Raw genomic sequence first — 17,125 nt, forward strand, 5'->3', positions numbered from 1 at the left:
GAGTCAAATAAAAGTGTCCAATTTTTATCTACTGTTTAATGAATTTTAGACTTTGTAAAATTTCCCCCTTCACAAAAATCTGCAGTATGTAATTCCCTGTCGACAATGAGGAAACATTAATCTGATTTCCTGCAGAATCTGAGGTCATTACTTTCTGACCGACCATATTATAAATTTCAGCTTTTTCTATTTTTTCAATTCCTTTCACGTAGAGGATATCTTTTACCGGATTGGGATAGACAGATATTCCCTGACCTTTTTTGATTGCTTCGTGGGTAGATAAGAATTCACAAAGGTCCAGATAGAATGCTACAATCTGATTGGAAGAATTGGTCCCAACACCCGCTATTTTTTTCCCATCATGGGAAATTGCCAACGGCAGGGACATCGTTATTCCCTGAGTATTGATCCCCAGGCTTGTCGCATAATCATTTAGATTGATTCTTCCCCCGACAGCTGTCCATATAAAGCCTTCTCCAGACATCGGAGGTGCTGCAAAAGGCCTGAAATAACCTATTACCGTTCCGCCATCAGCAGAAATTCCGGTTGCACCGCCTCTGAAGAAGGCTGAGGAATTAGGATGTGTAATGTAAGTAAGTCCTGAAGTACTGTTCCATACATAAGGATTGGGCATACCTGCCCCTATTATTGTGTTTCCGTCGGCAGAAACGGCTCCTGCTTCGCCAACATTATTTCCGTTACTGTCTGTAATGTAGCTTTCTGTTCCATTCACCCATTTAGCACCACTTCTGGTTCCGTTGTCTTCATCCTGCCAGCCAACCACAACCGTCCCATCAGCATTTACGGCATTAGCCCTCGAACTTCTTCCCGAAACTATGCTTCCCAGGTCTACCATCCCGTTTTGTGCAGTCCATTTTACCGCATGAGCATTGGCAGCAGTTAACCATCCTAATCCTACAATGATACTTCCGTCATACGACAATCCCCAGGTAGAACTTACAGAGCCGTCCCATCCTGTAGGAACAAGTCCTCCCAGGGAAGTCCATGTTGAATTAGCGATATCATAAACTGATATCTCATTAAATCCCGTACCCGTATTGGTCATTGTAGAGGCAATTTTTGTCCCGTCATTAGAAATTACAGCCCTCCCTGCACCGGGATAGCCATTAGAGGTTGCTCCGATCTGAGACAACCCGTTAACGGCATCCCATTTAAAAATCTGACCACCACTACTCTGCATGCTTACAACCCCATTATCAGATACTGCACCCGGTGAGTAATTGGCTGTCGCCATCACCGTCACCTGAGCATTCACGACCGAAAACAGGTTGAATAAAAAGTAAGCGTATACCGTTTTTGTTAAAATCTTGTAAAAGTTTTCCATATTTATTTGGTTTTAATATTTTGAATTGGCGGAAACAATATTAATATTATATTTACCATTTAAAAAGAATTTGGCTTACATAATTCGTGAAATCCAAAAACATTTAAAATTTAAATAATTAAAAATCAACATATTATAAAAATTCAACTTTGAGGACAGATTGTAAGACGATTGAAAAAAGAAAAGCAAAAAACGAATTATTTTTATCTTGTAGTGTCATAAAATGTGCGATTTTACTCCTGACTTTTTTATCCTCCGTTTTTTACCATGCACAATCCGGCCCCGATTTTTCCATTTTAGCAGATAAAGCATTTCAGAAGCTTTACCAGAATCCAGATAACTGTATCAGTTATACCCAAAGCTTATTGATCAGCGACCAGAATACAGAGCATAAAATGATTCTGCAAAATATAATCTCACAGGCTTACGCCATGAAAGGGGATTATGTACAATCCGTTACAACATCAGCACAGCAAAATGATTCCGAAAGAAAAAACCTTTCTTATTTTATGCAACTGTTCAGCGATTATAATCTCGCGGATCAATACCAGAATTTAGATTTGTATAACCAGTCCGGAGAGATCATTTCCCGTCTTTTATCAGATCCTAAACTATTAAAAAATGACAGTCCGAAGTCTAAAATTACCGTTGCCAAACTGTATCAACTGCAAGCCATCAATTCTGCCATTATAAGAAATTTTGATACCGCTTTTGCGAATCTTAGCAAAAGTGATCAGTATATTGATCTTCATAATGAGGAAAACCGCATGATCAGCATAGAAAATAAAATCTTCCGTGCCTCCTATCTGCTTCGGCAAAACAAGTATATTGATGCTAAAAAATTATTGGATCATGTTATTTCTGATGTTGAGAGAAGCCCCGACCAACCTTTTCTCTCCGCGTTAGCCAATGAAAATTTATCCCGTTATTATTTTCTTAACGGAAATTATAAAACAGCCCTTGCCCATCTTGAAAAAGGACTTTCTGAAATTGAAGATCTTCCTTATAATAATTTGAAACTGAAAATATATGAATCACTGGCAAAAACCAATTTCGCTTTACATAATGATATAAAATACCATCAATACAATAAGCTGTATACCGAATTAAGATCTAAACTTGATTTCAATCAAAAAGAAGGTATACGGTATATCGTTAAATTGGTAGAAACTTACCAGAATAACAACCTTGAATTCCAGAAACAGAATGAGTCCAGGAAATTATGGATTTTAACCTTTATCATTCTTGCAGTTATTACAGCATTGGTTATCTATTTCTTTCTGGAAAAAAACAAAAATAAGGACCTGAAAAAACAGCTGTACTTTTTTGAAAAACAAAAACTGCGGGCACTTTCCGCTCCTCTTAAAACAGATCATGTGGAGACCGGAAAAGAAAACAGAATTGACCTTAACTCTGAAAAAGACACCCATAAAATTTCGAAAGAGAAAGAAAAAGAAATTCTCCAAAAATTGAATGAGTGGGAGCAATCTCACCGGTACCTTAACCGCAATATGTCTCTTTCATCTTTATCCGCACAGATGGGAGTTAACACCAAATATTTATCTGAAGTAATCAATACCAGCAAAGGTAAAAATTTCAATGGGTACATCAACGAGCTCAGGATCAACCATATCGCTCATTTATTAAAGACAGATCCCAGCTTTCTTCACTATAAAGTAAGCTATCTGGCAGAGTTTTCAGGATTTTCGTCGCACAGTGCTTTTACAACAGTATTTAAATCAGTAACGGGAATGTCTCCCAATGTATATATTCAGGAAATCACAAAAAATAAAGCATTATGAGAATAGGATCCCATACCATTTTTATGATCATATTATTTGTTAACTCTTTTTTCGTGTGTGCTCAGAGCATTTCTCATGATTCACTGCTCAAAAAGGCCCGCCTCGATATTTATGATAACCCCGATCACGCTATAGCCATTGGAAAAAATTTATTGAAAAAGGAAAAGGATATTAACAAGTCCATATCTGTTTATCTGTTATTGTCTACCGCAAATATTGCAAAAAGAAACTTTGATGAATCATTTCAATATATTCTGAAAGCAAAAGACCTGGCTCAAAAGACCAACGATCTGAAACTACAAACCAGTGTTTTGGTTTCCGTAGCTATACAATACCAGCAAATGGAACTATTTAGTAAGAGTTTGGAAACCCTTAATGAAGCTGACCGTTATTTAGAGCGTCTTCCAAAAGAATCTCCTGAAAAACTTATTGAAACAGCTAGAAGCTATGCTATCCGGGGCATGATTTATAAAAGCCAGTCCAACTCGGAAATTGCTCTGGAAAAATTCCTGATCTCTATCGGGAATTTTGAAAAAGTAAAAATGAAGAAAACCACCTTTGCCAATATGAGTGTGGTTTATTACAACATAGGATATTGTTATCTTAATCTGAATGAACAGGAAAAAGCCAGGCAGGCATTTATCCGCTCTATACAATACGCAGAAAAACTCAATGCCAAAAGTCTCAAAGCATTTGCCCTTAAAGGCTTGGCAGAAATGTACAAGCAAAACCGGGAAAATGAAAAAGCCCTGGGACTTCTTATCCAGGCAGAAAGCCTTTCTCAAAATACAGGAGACCTCATCCTCAATGAGGGAATCTACAAAGAAATGTCAGAAAACTATCTGGCCATGGGAAAGCCTGACCTTTACCAGGTTTACAACAAAAAGTATTTTGAAATGCGATTTAAAAGGGAACAAAGTGAATTAAGCTCCATTAATCATTCCATCAATAACCACAACAGGGAAACACAGAAGAAAGCGAAAGAACTTAGAAATAAATACAACTATCTTAGTATTGGGATTATTTTATCCGGTTCAGCAATTATTGCTATTCTCATTTACTTCATCGTAAGTATTAGGAAACGAAATAATAAATACCATAAAGAAATTCAATTACTGATCAGATCATAATCTGAAAATTTCAGCATGACCAACAAAAAAGCATCCCGAAAGGAATGCTTAATAATGTATACTATGTGGTAAGTTTATTTTCCAATCACTTCCGTAATAGGATTTCCAACCGTACCACTTGGAAACTGAATTTTAAGTAAAGAAGACACTGTAGGAGCAATATCCGTCATAAAATAAGGTTTATTACTTTCTCCGTGCTGAACTCCCCATCCCATAAATAATAACGGAATGTGAGAATCATATGAATTCCATACACTGTGCGTTGTCCCCGTTTTTGCATAAGACGGAAGCATGGAATCATGAGAGATCAGCTGAATATCTCCACTTCTCTGCCTGTTGATTCCGTTGATAATTCTCTGCTTAATCGGCTCCGGGATCGAAGATTCCTGTACTTTGGTTACAGAAACAGCATATAAAACGGTAGGATCATTTTCCAATTCTTTAACTGTAAAATTTACTACATCATCTAATTCGATCTTATTATCTTTTAATAATTTTCTATCAAAATAAATCTGATAGTTGTCTACAGCATTAATCAGTTTGTCTACTCCGAATTTCTCTTTTAATTTCTGATTGATATCTTTCTGGCTGTTTTCTCCAAAGAAACCTGTAGCTATTTTATGCTCTTGCAGGAAACCTACAGAATGTGCTCCACCATGGTCTGCAGATAGAAAAACAGTATATTCACCCTTTCCTACCTTAGAATCAAGATAATTAAAGAATTCCGCAAGATCCTGGTCTAATCTTAAATAAACATCTTCTACCTCAATCGAGTTAGGTCCGAACTTATGTCCCGCATAATCCGTTGAAGCAAGATTGATCGCTAAGAAATCTGTAACATTATCATTTCCTAACTTCTCCCCTTCCACTGAAGCTTCAGCTAATTTCAGTGTCAAGGTATTACCAAAAGGAGTGTAGCGTATATTGTCTTTTTTATCCTTATAATCTTTTGCGAGATTACTATAAGGGAATGTTGGCGTTTTTGAACTTCCTAAAAGACCTTCCCAAGCAGAGTTATCCGGTGCACTTTCTGTATACTGATTAATAGGCAATAAAGTATTCCATCCGTTAGCAACCAGCTTTTCAGGTAAATTTTGTGAATTGAAAGATTTCACCCACTCTGGCAGATCATTCATATACCAAGTACTGGTAATAAAATTCCCTGTGGAATCATCAAACCAGAACGCTCCGTTTGGAGTATGTCCCGCCGGAAGAATGGAAGCTCTGTCTTTTAAAGATACCCCGATTACCTTTGCCTGGAAATTGGTTGCCAATTTTAGCTCATCCGTCACAGTTGTCGACCAAAGATTCTTCGGCGAGTGGCTTCCTATTTTAGTATTTTTGGTTCCAACAGGCTGTACACTTTCATCGGTAGTACAATAGACATTCTTTCCTGTCTCCTTATCGGTCCAGTCGTTTCCTGCAATTCCATGAATAGCCGGAACAGAGCCTGTATAAATACAAGTATGTCCTAGAGCTGTTATCGTAGGTACATAAGGAATATGAACATTATTTAAAGCATAACCTGTATTCAGCAATCTTTTAAAACCATCATTTCCATACTTATTATAAAAGCGGTAAAGATAATCCCAACGCATCTGGTCTACAACTAAGCCTACAACTAATTTGGGTCTTTCTAATTGAGAATTTTTGTTCTTCTGAGCATCAATTGTAACTACGGACAACATGGTAAGTGCCGCAATTGAAATTTTCCTAAGCATCTGGTAAATTTTTATTGCTAGCAAATTTAAGGGTTTTGAAAGTTTTGTAGTATGAAATTTTGATTAAATTTGGATTTTATATCTTAATTAAAACTGATATACTTAATGAGTCTAAAGATATTCTCCGTATCTGTCTTTTTCTATTGAACGGCTGAATATGCGATATGAAAATAAGATTTAGTATAAAAAAAGTGAAAACGGATTATTAGATTTTTTGATCCTGAGTTAAGAAAAAAGTAAAAAATAAAAATTACGGAAATGGAATTATCAAAAAATTACAATAATTTTCAAGAGCCGAAATAGACGAATATTAATACTGGCCTAATATCACAAAAATGCATTCACAAGCAATTAATCAAGAAGAAGATAATAACCCTTCATTTGATCCTTCTCTCTGGAACTCTCATTATATCTATGGTTTTATCAATGGTAATCCAATACAGAAAATTTCAGATAAAGAAGCAGTTTCGGAAATTATAAGAAATACCGTTGGTAATCAAGGTTTCATTGCAATAGATTCTATTTTTCACCCTTATTATCTTGTTAATCAAAATGGAGCAACGGCATGGGACCTTGCCTGGTTTTCGATTTTTCTTAAGGAAAAAAAAGTGATCACAGAAGTTGCCAACAATGAAACTGCAATCGTAGTAGAATCTGATAACCTGGGATTAAAACAATTCAGGGTTTGGCCAAATGATAGCCTGGATCCTAATAAATATCAACAATATCAGAAGTTCGTCCCTTTTATTTTACCTTATCTTACTTATTCAAAGAATGAAGAGACCCCTCCACATTGGACAAAAATGATCGAAGCAGAGATACAGTTGCAAGGGCATGCCGAAACCTATATTGAGAATTTCAATTCAGTATTTTCACAATTTGTTTCAGGGCATATCATGACTTTGGGATTTGGTCAATTTGACAGGGAAAATCCCGATGATCTCCTTGAAAGATTTACTGATTTTTATGAAAATAATATTGCTAACCGATAGACCTTTCAAATGACAGAAATTAAGAAGTTAGAAAAACTGATATCTGACCCAACAGTCAATTGGGGACTTAATGGATATGAGACAGATACGATATTTGTTGTTTCCGCCATTGCGATGGGTAATATTTTTGAATTTTCATTAAGAGAGAAAAAACAGCATTATAAAAAAAACTGGGAAACAGGTCCTGATGAGATTAATGATCTCAATGAGGTTATAAAGCAGGGACACTCTTTCGGGGCCTTTATCAATGGTGAACTTGTAGGATGGCTTATTGCCGAATTCCGGGAGTGGAATAATAGCTTTTATATTGAAAATATTTTAATCAGTGAAAAATTTAGAGGACAGGATATTGGAAAGCAACTGATTAAAAAGGCAAACAGAGAAGCCCGGGATTTAAATTGCAGAATCGTAGAACTGGAAACCCAAAACACCAACTACCCTGCCATAAAATTTTATCTGCGTGCAGGATTTAGTTTTACTGGGATCAATACAAAACTCTATAATGACTCTACGGAAACAGCAATATACATGAGCTTTGATGTCTTATAGCTCTACCATTCACTTAGAATTCTTGATCGGTGAGAAAGTCCCCAGAAGTGCAGCTCGTCCAAAACTTTTTCAAGGGACATGCCGTGCTCTGTAATGGAATATTCTACTTTAGGCGGAACAGTATCAAAAGCTTCCCTTTTTATCAGTTTATTTACCTCCAGAAGTTTCAACTCTTTGGACAGAATTTTATCTGTAATACCGGTTACTTCTTTAGAAAGTTCGCCAAATCTTTTGGGTTTTTCAGATAAAGAAAATAAAATTAATAATTTCCACTTTCCTTCTACTGCTTCAAGAGCATCCTTAATAGAAAGCATTGTCTTGGGGCATCCTCCTTTTGCCAGCATAACTTATTGATTTCATTATTACTTTCCGGCCGGAAAGTACTATCCAAAGGGAAAGTAACCATGGCCGCATAACAAATGTAAGTAATTTTGAATCATTAAAATCAATAGATCATTAGAAATGAAAACCTCAAAAATTTTAAGCATTACCATTTGGGCTGCAAAAATCTTTTTATCCGTTTCACTACTTTGGGCAGCCTCTATGAAATTATTCCAGCCTGCTGAAACATTAGCTCAAATGTGGCCATGGACTGAACAAAACCGTAGTTTGGTTTTGGTAACAGGAATTATTGATGCGGTGGCTGCGATCGGGATTCTTCTTCCTGATCTGATAACACTCAAATCAAGGCTTACTTTATACACAGCATATGGAGTAATTATATTGATGATTTTCGCAAGTGTATTTCATATTTCACGGGGAGAAGCAGGACAAATTGATATAAATATATTTTTTCTGCTGTGGCTCTGTTTATTATCTGGACGAAAAAGAGATGATCTCATTTTTAACTCAATCGACAAAATCAATTAAAGATATTACAAATTCCATTTTGTACCGAACGGTACAATTACATACCTTTGCTCTGTTAAATCATTCATCATGGCAGGAAGACCTAAAATATTCGACGAGCATCAGGCAATTGAAAAGGCTACTGAAGTTTTCAGAGCAAAGGGATACGATGCGTCTTCTGCAGACGAATTGCTTAATGCGATGGGAATAGGAAAAGGAAGTTTTTATCATGCCTTTAAAGGAGGAAAACAGGAGCTTTATGTACGTTCCATTGAACAGTTTTCCGAAGGTTTTCTTAGTAGATTTGAGCAGCAGCTTTCAAGTTCTGATAACGAAATTGAACTGATTAAAACATTTTTTTTACAGCTTTCCCAAAAACCTGATTGCGATAGAGAGACAGGTTGCTATCTGGGAAATGCTTTAGTACAGCTATCCGAAAAAGATATTGAAGCCAAGCACATCTCAGGAAGGCTTTTGAAAAAACTTCAGCAGACCTTTAAAAAATCGATCAAAAAAGCTCAGGACACCGGACAAATAAAAAATGCAGAAGATCCTGAAATTCTTGCGTGGCATCTCACCAATTTATGGAATGGACTTCATGTTACAAGACGTATGGAGAATTCATGTAAAACACTTCGTTCAATCATTGAAATGAATTTGAAAGTGCTTGACTAAATTTTTTTGGACAATTTTGTACTAAATGGTACAATATAAAATAAATATTTTAAATCAACAGTTATGAACATTACAAACAACACCATCCTTATCACAGGAGGAGGATCAGGAATCGGCTTAGAAATCGCAAAATTGTTAAATCCGTCCAATAAAATTATTATTGTAGGTAGAAACAAAGAAAAACTTGACAATGCTGCTCAGGGATTGGAAAATGTATTCACTATTCAGGCAGACATCACTGATGAAAATGACATCAATCGTCTGATAGAAGAGATTAAAATCAATTTTGGGACATTGAACATCCTGATTAATAATGCCGGCCATGCATATGCTTATACTTTATCGGACTCTTCTGACACCTATACTAAAGCGATTGCAGAATTTACAACCAATTACTTTGCTCCTATCCGACTTACTGAAAAATTACTCCCTTTACTGAAACAGCAAAACAACGCGGCAATAGTTAACGTATCCTCAATTGTTGCATTTATTCCGGGATCTCATGTGCCCACCTATTCGGATTCCAAGGCAGCTTTACATTCCTATACAAGATTATTGAGATATGAACTGGCAAAAGATACGGGCATTAAGGTTTTTGAGCTTATGCCTCCTTTGGTTGACACAGATTTCTCTGTAGAGATCGGTGGTCGTGAAAACGGCATTCCGGCATCTGTTGTTGCTGAAGATCTTGTAAAAGCCCTTGAGCAAGACACCTTTGAAGTTCGCGTCGGAAATACCGAAATGGTTTACAATAATTTCTTTGCAGGCTCAGAAGGCGCTTTCGAGGTATTCAATAAATAATAAAGAATTAAATAATAGCTTTTAGAAGTTAATAGTTCTTTTATATAAATGCAAAGCCGGTGTTCAATTGAATATCGGTTTTGTATTTGTAATAAAAGAGTTTAAAATTATAGTGAAGAAGCATAGGGTATTTCCAGATTTTCAGATTAACTATGAACCTCACAACAAAGAAAATTTGAACTCCTCAACAAAGCCAACAGCTTAGTTTATTATGAACTTTGTCCTGTAAAATTAAAAAAAATGGAAAATTTAATATCAGGAAAAACGGTATTGGTAACAGGAGGAACCGGATTCGTGGGAATTCACACAATTCTTCAATTATTACAACAAGGATATACAGTAAAAACAACCCTTCGCTCACTTCATAAAAAAGATGTCATATTGAAAGCACTGAAAGAAGGTGGAATTTCAGACTTCTCACACCTGTCCTTTTATGAAACAGACCTTACAAGTGACCGTAATTGGGATGCAGCAACCAAAAACTGTAATTTTGTAATTCATATAGCGTCTCCTTTCCCTGCTCAAGATCCTAAAGATGAAAATGAGCTGATTATTCCTGCCAGGGATGGAGCTTTACGCGTATTACAATTTTCGAGATCTGCAGGGGTAAAAAGAGTAGTTCTTACCTCATCTTTTGCCGCAGTTGGTTATACTAATAATACAGAAGGACACATTTTCACAGAAAGAGACTGGACAGATCTCAATGCTGAACTTCCTCCTTATATAAAATCGAAAACTGTTGCCGAAAAAGCAGCTTGGAAATTTATACATACAGAAGGTAATAATATGGAATTAACCGTAATAAATCCCGTGGGTATTTTTGGTCCTGCGCTCGCTGGAATTTCTTCAGCTTCATTGGATATTGCAATTACAGGAATTATTAACGGAACTACCAATTACAATCCCAATTTCACTATGGGTGTAGTAGATGTAAGAGACGTTGCGGATATTCATATCAAAGCCATGCTCCATCCTAATGCTGCTGGAGAAAGATTCATTGCCACTTCAGAAGGAGTTATGTCATTTTACGATGTAGCTGAACTAATAAAGGAAAAGAGAAGCGAATATGCTTCCAATATTAAGGCGTTAAATCCAATTGACATTCATTTCTACAAAGAAATTTCTAATGAAAAAGCCAGATCTTTACTGGGATGGAATCCCAGAAGCAGAGAAGAAGCAATATTAGCCAGTGCAGATAGTTTAATGTTAAAACCATAAATTTGTCATACTAAAGCAATAGTCCATTGAAATTTAACAACATACAATCCTGCCACCTTGGTCCTGAAATATCACCGGAACAATTTATTCCGGAACATTTCTTTCTGTTTTTGCTCAAAGGATCAATGGTTTCATATGATGGTTATAAGCATTACACTATGAGACCCGGGGATTACTGCATTGCAAGAAAAAATCATCTGGTACGTTACACAAAGCACAAGGAAGACGGAGCCTTTGAAAAAGTAATTATAGCTTTTGATGAAGCATTCCTAAAAAAATTTCTGGAACGTCATCCCTACTCTGTAGAACCAACGGAAAACGACGACTCCTTTTTGTTTATAGATGAAGATAAACTGATTAAAAATTTTGTTCAGTCCTTAGAGCCATATTACAACGGAACAGAACAATTAGACAGTATTTTTGTTGATATTAAAAGAGAAGAACTTCTTATGATTCTGTTAAAAAACAATCACGAACTAAAGAATATCTTCTTTAATTTCAGCGCCCCTCATAAAATTGATTTGGAACTATTTATGAATCATAATTTTAAATTCAACATCAGCCTTGAACGCTTTGCATTTATGACAGGAAGGAGTTTGTCAACATTCAAGCGTGAATTTAAAACGATCTTCAACATGACTCCCGGTAAATGGCTAATAAAAAGGCGCTTGCAGGAAGCTTATTTTCTATTGGACAAAGAGCATAAAAAACCGACAGAAATTTATATTGATCTTGGCTTCGAAGATCTCTCCCATTTTTCTTATGTATTTAAAAAGCAATATGGATTTTCTCCCGCATATTTGAATAACAGATCCCACTCCTCATCAATGACCAATCAGTCGCATTAAATTGCCTTGATAATTTTAGTATATTAGTAATCAATAAATTAAAATACTATTACTATGAAAAATTCAAAGAAATTATCAAGAACAGATCTGGTATTGATCAGCGGCGGTGATACAGCGTATGCATTTTGCCTCGATGGCGTTTGTCCTCCGGCGGGTCCTGGTTATGATACTTACTGTAGTGGTGATGTATGTTATAAAACTCCCAAAACAGGTGGTGGCCCAATAGGTGGATGTCATGAACCCAAACGTTTCTGCCAGGAATGGGAAACAGGATGTGGATGCGTCTACTAATGATATGAAAAAAGAGTGGTTACCCACTCTTTTTTGTTGAAATCATTTCAACAAAATAAATGTTTACAATGTAGCTATATAATTTTCGTAGCCGCTTTTGCCAAGCACCTCTTTAGGGGTCAGTTTGTATATATCCTTCCACGATTCAGGTCCATGCTTTTCTACATATTTTTCTACAATCCTGAAGCCAAGCCAGTAATTTAAAGTTTTGGGAGCTTGGGGGAAAAGCTTTTTCCGATCATTTCTTAACAATGGATTATCTCCTGAGGTATCCTCAAAATAAGGTTTTACATTGGTGAAGATTTCCTTTTCATGATTCAGATACCATGTCCAGTTTTCCTGGGACATATTTTCTACTGCATTGTGCTTCTCCATTTTCCCTTCGAAAAATACCCAGGTAAAATAACAGGCAAAACCCTCATCAATAGTCTGGCTTAATGCTGAATTTTTATCTTTATCCTTACTTCTGAACTTTTCATATACCAAATGATTGAGTTCATGAGGCAACCCTTTCTCGAGTATAAATTCAGGATCAATATTTTTATTATTGAGTTCAAGAGCAAATTGCCCGGCATTACAACCTCCAAAACCAATTCCTGTTAGTGGGCTGAAAAGTATACTAATAGTTGCTTTAGGCTGGTATGGAACCATTCTGCCAAATTTCTTCAAATTAGTAGTCAGCACACGGTTGATATTCACCTTTAGCAATTCTTTTGTTTTATGATCAAACTCAGCTTTATGTTTGGGATAAAGTGTTTTATTCCATTCAACCATTCCTTCCGGAGTATTGTATAAAGAAGCATTTTTTTCACCAAAGATCATAGCATAGCAACTATCCCAAAGCCTTTTATGAGGATGATAAACCTTTTGAACAATCATTTTTTCATCAAAAGAATTATTGTGATGCGCCAGTATCTGATATTTGAAAAGGTTTTTAATGACAATATCATTCACTTTAATACTGTCTGCCACTTTCTCAACATCTTTTTCGAAAGAATTCTCTGGGCTAAGCTTTTGGTTGGTAGAACAAAAATACACTGTAATAACACTGAATATCAATAATGTAGTCCTTTTCATCTCGTGGTTTTAGGTTTATCTTGGTATCTATTTTTTTCTTTAGCGCGGTAATCTTGATGCTTTTATTTCACTTATCTAAACTTTAGGTCATATTTACTCTGATCAAGAAACAGAAGTGGATTTTCCATTTCGATCATTTCTTTTAAAGCGGATTTTTTATCTGTGGCATTTTCATAATAGGCTTCGGCCAGATTGTAGCCCATTCTGTAACCAAGATCTCCCGGCCGGTCCTTGCTGACAGAAGCATTAAAAAGCCAGTTACTAAAATCTTTTGTGCATAACTCATTTTTGAGCTCATTCCAAAGTCTTTTCTCATTTTCTTTACCATACATAAATGCTCTGCTGTTATAGTTCTTTTTTTCCAACAATACTTTCTCCGAAATATATGATGCCACGCCTTCTTTTATGATATGTTCCAGAAGAATGCATTCACATGCATTTTTATCAGTTTTTCTCTGTTGGGTATGGATGTATTCATGAACCGCTGTTTCTTTAATAAAATCAACCACATCCGATTCATTATTCCGGGATAAAATATCCGCTTTTAGGTTTTCATTCGTTATTTCAGATATATCACAATCCTTATTTCCAGCAAGCATTTCTACGCCTATCAATATATAATTACCCGAAATTGTTCCTCCTGTTGACATAGGGCCAATAACAAAACAGATTTTAGCAGGTTTTGCTTCCGGATACCATTTTTTGAATTCAGTGATCACTGATCCTATATTTTCCATCTGCATGGCTATCATGGTATTGTTTCTGACACTAGTATAGAATTTACTGTATTTTTTTATCCGTTCAACAAAAAACTCTGCAGAAAAGTACCTTACTTTCTCAAATTCCCTAAGCCCATCTGTTGCGCGGTCCAGATATATTTTTTGGATAACATCTATGCTATCCTGTTTACTTTTTGCCAGCTTCAACTGATCATATGCTTCCCAAAAATGCATGACATCTACAGTCATGATATCTTTAGCATTTTCTTTCTTCAGACCAAGAGCTACCTTCTCCCGGTTTTTCAATTCATTTTTGGTCAGTTTTTTTGAAGTAATTCCAATCACCCCATTTGGTTTTTTCTCTTTTTCAACAGAACGAATAACCAGCTTGTAATAATCATCTTTTTCGGGTGAAAACTCCATTTTATCATAACCATTGTTACCGTCTGCAAGATCTACAGAAGCAACTTTTTTCCCTGATGAATCCATAAGTATAACTTCAACATCTATATTATTTTGATAAACTGTAAAGAGATAAATATCTCCTTTTTTCAAGTTCAAATGATAATGAGCATCAGAAGATCCATCAAATGACAGATTTGGATATGATTTCCCGAGTTCTATTTTTTGTCCGTGCGAAAATGCATATACGATGAATAAGAGAAAAAATAATTTTTGCTTCATATTGAATTAAGGTGTCTATCATAATAGACAGTTCAAAAATAAATTTTATTACAAGTGAAATAAGTATTTACAATATTTTTTAATAATATTTTAATTATAAGTTCAGAAATATAGAATATAATTTTTCACTACTTTCAATTTTACATAAAGAAAATTTGCTTCTTTTATTTTTATAAACACACCCACTTTTTCGGCTACAGAAAAGTAGATTCAGTCTTTTAGCTGAAATCTATTTATTATTCAGATTTGTTTATTTTAAGAGAGAGGTTTTATTAAATTTGCGATCTTAAAAAACTACGATCTGATTTAAAATGAGCGTCAATAAAAATGTCTTAGAAAAAATGTCAAGCCAGGGGCTTGAAAAATATATAAAACCAGATACTAAGGTTGTGCCTCAAGCTATTCTATATGCATCTGATATATTGGAATCCAGAGGAAAAGAATTCAGTCCTGAAGAAATTGAACGAAAGAATTCTTTGATCACAACAGAAAAAGAAAAAGCAGAGGTCATTCCCCACTCTAACCATATGAAAGCAGCTAACTTAATTTATCTTTCAGCTGCGTTAGGTGTCGGTAATATGATCTGGACCTATGAATCTCTTAGTTCAGGTTCTGCAATATTTACAGCTGTAGTAACAATTGCAATCATTTTTGGAATTGGATATTTAGCAGGAAAAGGTACAGAATTGATAAAATATGTCCTTTTGGTTCTTTTAATTTTAGGAATTCTTGCAATCCCAATTGTAATAATGAATTTTTTAGCAGATCCTGTTCTTGGAATTATAAATGTTGCTCAAACTATTCTGCAAATATGGGCTGTGGTTTTGTTATTTAAGGTACCGAAAACCGTAGAAATATAATCCTACAAGATCTGGCTGGATTATTTTAAAAGTACAGAGACCTATCTTCTATCTCTTAAGATAAAAGAGGTGTAATAAATACCTGTTATAAAATGTTATATTCGTATAAAATTGTATACATGAAATTTATTTTCTTTACTCTGCTATTATTCATTAATACTATATCAGCTCAATCCAAATCTGAGGATTTTTTTCAGACAAGTGATCATGTACAGATCCATTACAAAGTTTCCGGAAATGGTGAAGCCTGTATCTATATTCCTGGAGGACCGGGTCAGGGCTATCCTTCATTTGAGTTAATGGGAGGGAACCATCTCGAGAAAAATCTTAAAATGGTCTACATGGACCAGAGAGGATCCGGAAAATCTGCACAATCGGATGATTATCATTTGGATAAAATGGTACAGGATATTGAAGAATTAAGACAGCATCTAAAATTAAACAAGGTTTTCTTAATGGCTCATTCTTTTGGAGGAATTATTGCCGTAAGCTATGCTAAAAAATATCCTCAAAATGTAAAAGGCATTATTTTAGCCAATGTGACTTTACATTTCTTAAATAATGAATCTGTCAAAGAACAGATTGAATATGCCAATGAGCTTCTTCATTTGAAAAACCAAAAGATTGCAAAAGACAGTCTTTCTTCTGAGCTTTCCAAATTAAGCAAGGCTTTAAGATCCAAAAGAATGGGATTCAGATTCCTTACGGATGATATTGAAACGATCAAAGAAATGGATAAGGTTGATTCATTACATCCAAGAATCATTGACTTCGGAATGGCCGTTATTTCAAAACCCAAAGAATTCCCGGAGTATTATGCAGATTATACATTAATTACAAAGGATATCAAAACCCCAACATTGATCATTACAGGAAAAAAGGATAAGGCTGTAGGTACAAAACACTATCAATCCTTTAAGTTCCCTGATAAAGAAATTGTTTCCATTGATGGCGGACACCTGCTGTATTATGAAAAAAATCCTGAATTCATTAAAGCGGTCTGGAATTTTGTAGGAAGGAAAAAATAATAAATCTGCAAATTGTCAATAAAAATAATTCAAACATAGATGCTATTGGTATTGTATTAGCTGCCTTAATCATACACCATAAATATTAAGCTATGAAAGCATTAAAAAAAATTGACGAAAACACCAATGTTATTACATGGTTTGAAATTCCGGTCATCAATACGGAAAGGGCGAAAACATTTTATGAAACAATTTTAGATATTAAAATGATCACACGCTCTATTCCGGAAACTCAGGAAGAACTTACCTTCTTCCCTTATAACCCTGATGTTGTGCAGGCTACCTCGGGTAGAATTACAGGAGTTTTATCAAAATCAGAAAACAATCAGCCTTCGGACAAAGGAACATTAGTCTACATCAATGCTTATCCGGAAATCCAGGTGGTCTTGGACAAAGTAGAATCGGCTGGTGGCAGGATCGTAAGTCCGGCGATGAAAATGAATGCAGGCTATATTGCTGTAATTAGAGATACGGAAGGCAACCGAATTGGCCTTCACGCTGAAAAATAAGAGATTACCTAAAAACGCACAAATTGT

General features: G+C 35.4%; 18 protein-coding genes. 13 read left to right on the plus strand and 5 right to left on the minus strand.

The features are described from left to right. Positions 1 to 28: 28 nt before the first annotated feature. Positions 29 to 1,345: a T9SS type A sorting domain-containing protein gene (locus ACNFU2_RS08840; protein ID WP_418124673.1), complete on the minus strand. Its 1,317-nt coding sequence runs from the start codon at positions 1,343 to 1,345 to the stop codon at positions 29 to 31. A 149-nt stretch (positions 1,346 to 1,494) separates the two neighbouring features. On the opposite strand from ACNFU2_RS08840, the gene ACNFU2_RS08845 reads away from it, so the two are divergent. Together ACNFU2_RS08845 and ACNFU2_RS08850 are read left to right on the plus strand one after the other, a co-directional pair. Further along, complete coding sequence (locus ACNFU2_RS08845; protein ID WP_273648798.1) at positions 1,495 to 3,147, plus strand: helix-turn-helix domain-containing protein; 1,653 nt, start codon at positions 1,495 to 1,497, stop codon at positions 3,145 to 3,147. Beyond that, complete coding sequence (locus ACNFU2_RS08850; RefSeq protein WP_273648799.1) at positions 3,144 to 4,277, plus strand: hypothetical protein; 1,134 nt, start codon at positions 3,144 to 3,146, stop codon at positions 4,275 to 4,277. The genes ACNFU2_RS08845 and ACNFU2_RS08850 overlap by 4 nt, the downstream gene beginning before the upstream one ends. 74 nt (positions 4,278 to 4,351) lie before the next feature. Here the strand turns inward: ACNFU2_RS08850 and pafA are convergent, their stop codons facing one another. Continuing rightward, on the minus strand, positions 4,352 to 5,998 hold the full coding sequence (pafA, locus tag ACNFU2_RS08855) for an alkaline phosphatase PafA (protein WP_273648801.1): 1,647 nt from the start codon (positions 5,996 to 5,998) through the stop codon (positions 4,352 to 4,354). A gap of 335 nt (positions 5,999 to 6,333) precedes the next feature. On the opposite strand from pafA, the gene ACNFU2_RS08860 reads away from it, so the two are divergent. Both ACNFU2_RS08860 and ACNFU2_RS08865 read left to right on the plus strand, forming a co-directional pair. Then, the gene (locus tag ACNFU2_RS08860; protein ID WP_418124676.1) at positions 6,334 to 6,990 is read left to right on the plus strand and encodes a hypothetical protein; all 657 of its coding nucleotides are present in this window, start codon (positions 6,334 to 6,336) and stop codon (positions 6,988 to 6,990) included. Between the two features lie 9 nt (positions 6,991 to 6,999). Beyond that, a complete protein-coding gene (locus tag ACNFU2_RS08865; RefSeq protein ID WP_273648803.1) occupies positions 7,000 to 7,539 on the plus strand; it encodes a GNAT family N-acetyltransferase in 540 nt (179 codons plus the stop codon). Between the two features lie 2 nt (positions 7,540 to 7,541). On the opposite strand, the gene ACNFU2_RS08870 is transcribed toward ACNFU2_RS08865, so the two are convergent. Further along, positions 7,542 to 7,883, minus strand: a complete 342-nt coding sequence (locus tag ACNFU2_RS08870; protein WP_172279846.1) for a winged helix-turn-helix transcriptional regulator — start codon at positions 7,881 to 7,883, stop codon at positions 7,542 to 7,544. A gap of 118 nt (positions 7,884 to 8,001) precedes the next feature. Between ACNFU2_RS08870 and ACNFU2_RS08875 the strand changes: the two genes are divergently transcribed. From ACNFU2_RS08875 to ACNFU2_RS08900, 6 genes are all read left to right on the plus strand, one after another. After that, positions 8,002 to 8,409, plus strand: a complete 408-nt coding sequence (locus ACNFU2_RS08875) for a DoxX family protein (RefSeq protein ID WP_306613857.1) — start codon at positions 8,002 to 8,004, stop codon at positions 8,407 to 8,409. Positions 8,410 to 8,478: 69 nt separating this feature from the next. Next, on the plus strand, positions 8,479 to 9,063 hold the full coding sequence (locus ACNFU2_RS08880) for a TetR/AcrR family transcriptional regulator (RefSeq protein ID WP_306613859.1): 585 nt from the start codon (positions 8,479 to 8,481) through the stop codon (positions 9,061 to 9,063). A gap of 63 nt (positions 9,064 to 9,126) precedes the next feature. Beyond that, the gene (locus ACNFU2_RS08885; RefSeq protein WP_306613861.1) at positions 9,127 to 9,864 is read left to right on the plus strand and encodes an SDR family oxidoreductase; all 738 of its coding nucleotides are present in this window, start codon (positions 9,127 to 9,129) and stop codon (positions 9,862 to 9,864) included. Between the two features lie 240 nt (positions 9,865 to 10,104). Further along, positions 10,105 to 11,082, plus strand: coding sequence for an SDR family oxidoreductase (locus ACNFU2_RS08890; RefSeq protein WP_306613863.1), 978 nt, complete (start codon positions 10,105 to 10,107; stop codon positions 11,080 to 11,082). A gap of 26 nt (positions 11,083 to 11,108) precedes the next feature. Continuing rightward, positions 11,109 to 11,930 (plus strand): helix-turn-helix transcriptional regulator, encoded by an 822-nt coding sequence (locus ACNFU2_RS08895; RefSeq protein ID WP_306613865.1) that lies wholly within the window; start codon positions 11,109 to 11,111, stop codon positions 11,928 to 11,930. A gap of 54 nt (positions 11,931 to 11,984) precedes the next feature. Then, positions 11,985 to 12,221: a hypothetical protein gene (locus ACNFU2_RS08900; RefSeq protein WP_306613867.1), complete on the plus strand. Its 237-nt coding sequence runs from the start codon at positions 11,985 to 11,987 to the stop codon at positions 12,219 to 12,221. Positions 12,222 to 12,284: 63 nt separating this feature from the next. On the opposite strand, the gene ACNFU2_RS08905 is transcribed toward ACNFU2_RS08900, so the two are convergent. Both ACNFU2_RS08905 and ACNFU2_RS08910 read right to left on the minus strand, forming a co-directional pair. Further along, complete coding sequence (locus tag ACNFU2_RS08905; protein ID WP_418124681.1) at positions 12,285 to 13,298, minus strand: DUF2268 domain-containing putative Zn-dependent protease; 1,014 nt, start codon at positions 13,296 to 13,298, stop codon at positions 12,285 to 12,287. 71 nt (positions 13,299 to 13,369) lie between these two features. Then, on the minus strand, positions 13,370 to 14,701 hold the full coding sequence (locus tag ACNFU2_RS08910; RefSeq protein ID WP_306613869.1) for a DUF2268 domain-containing putative Zn-dependent protease: 1,332 nt from the start codon (positions 14,699 to 14,701) through the stop codon (positions 13,370 to 13,372). Positions 14,702 to 15,012: 311 nt separating this feature from the next. Here ACNFU2_RS08910 and ACNFU2_RS08915 point away from each other — a divergent pair, with 311 nt between their 5' ends. The 3 genes from ACNFU2_RS08915 (at position 15,013) to ACNFU2_RS08925 (ending at position 17,098) form a co-directional block, all read left to right on the plus strand. Beyond that, positions 15,013 to 15,561 (plus strand): hypothetical protein, encoded by a 549-nt coding sequence (locus tag ACNFU2_RS08915; RefSeq protein WP_306613871.1) that lies wholly within the window; start codon positions 15,013 to 15,015, stop codon positions 15,559 to 15,561. A gap of 119 nt (positions 15,562 to 15,680) precedes the next feature. Further along, positions 15,681 to 16,589, plus strand: a complete 909-nt coding sequence (locus ACNFU2_RS08920; RefSeq protein WP_306613873.1) for an alpha/beta fold hydrolase — start codon at positions 15,681 to 15,683, stop codon at positions 16,587 to 16,589. A gap of 92 nt (positions 16,590 to 16,681) precedes the next feature. Beyond that, complete coding sequence (locus tag ACNFU2_RS08925; RefSeq protein WP_172279863.1) at positions 16,682 to 17,098, plus strand: VOC family protein; 417 nt, start codon at positions 16,682 to 16,684, stop codon at positions 17,096 to 17,098. The last annotated feature ends 27 nt before the right edge of the window (positions 17,099 to 17,125 follow it).

It is taken from the genome of Chryseobacterium sp. PTM-20240506 (assembly GCF_048296755.1).
GTDB lineage: Bacteria > Bacteroidota > Bacteroidia > Flavobacteriales > Weeksellaceae > Chryseobacterium > Chryseobacterium proteolyticum.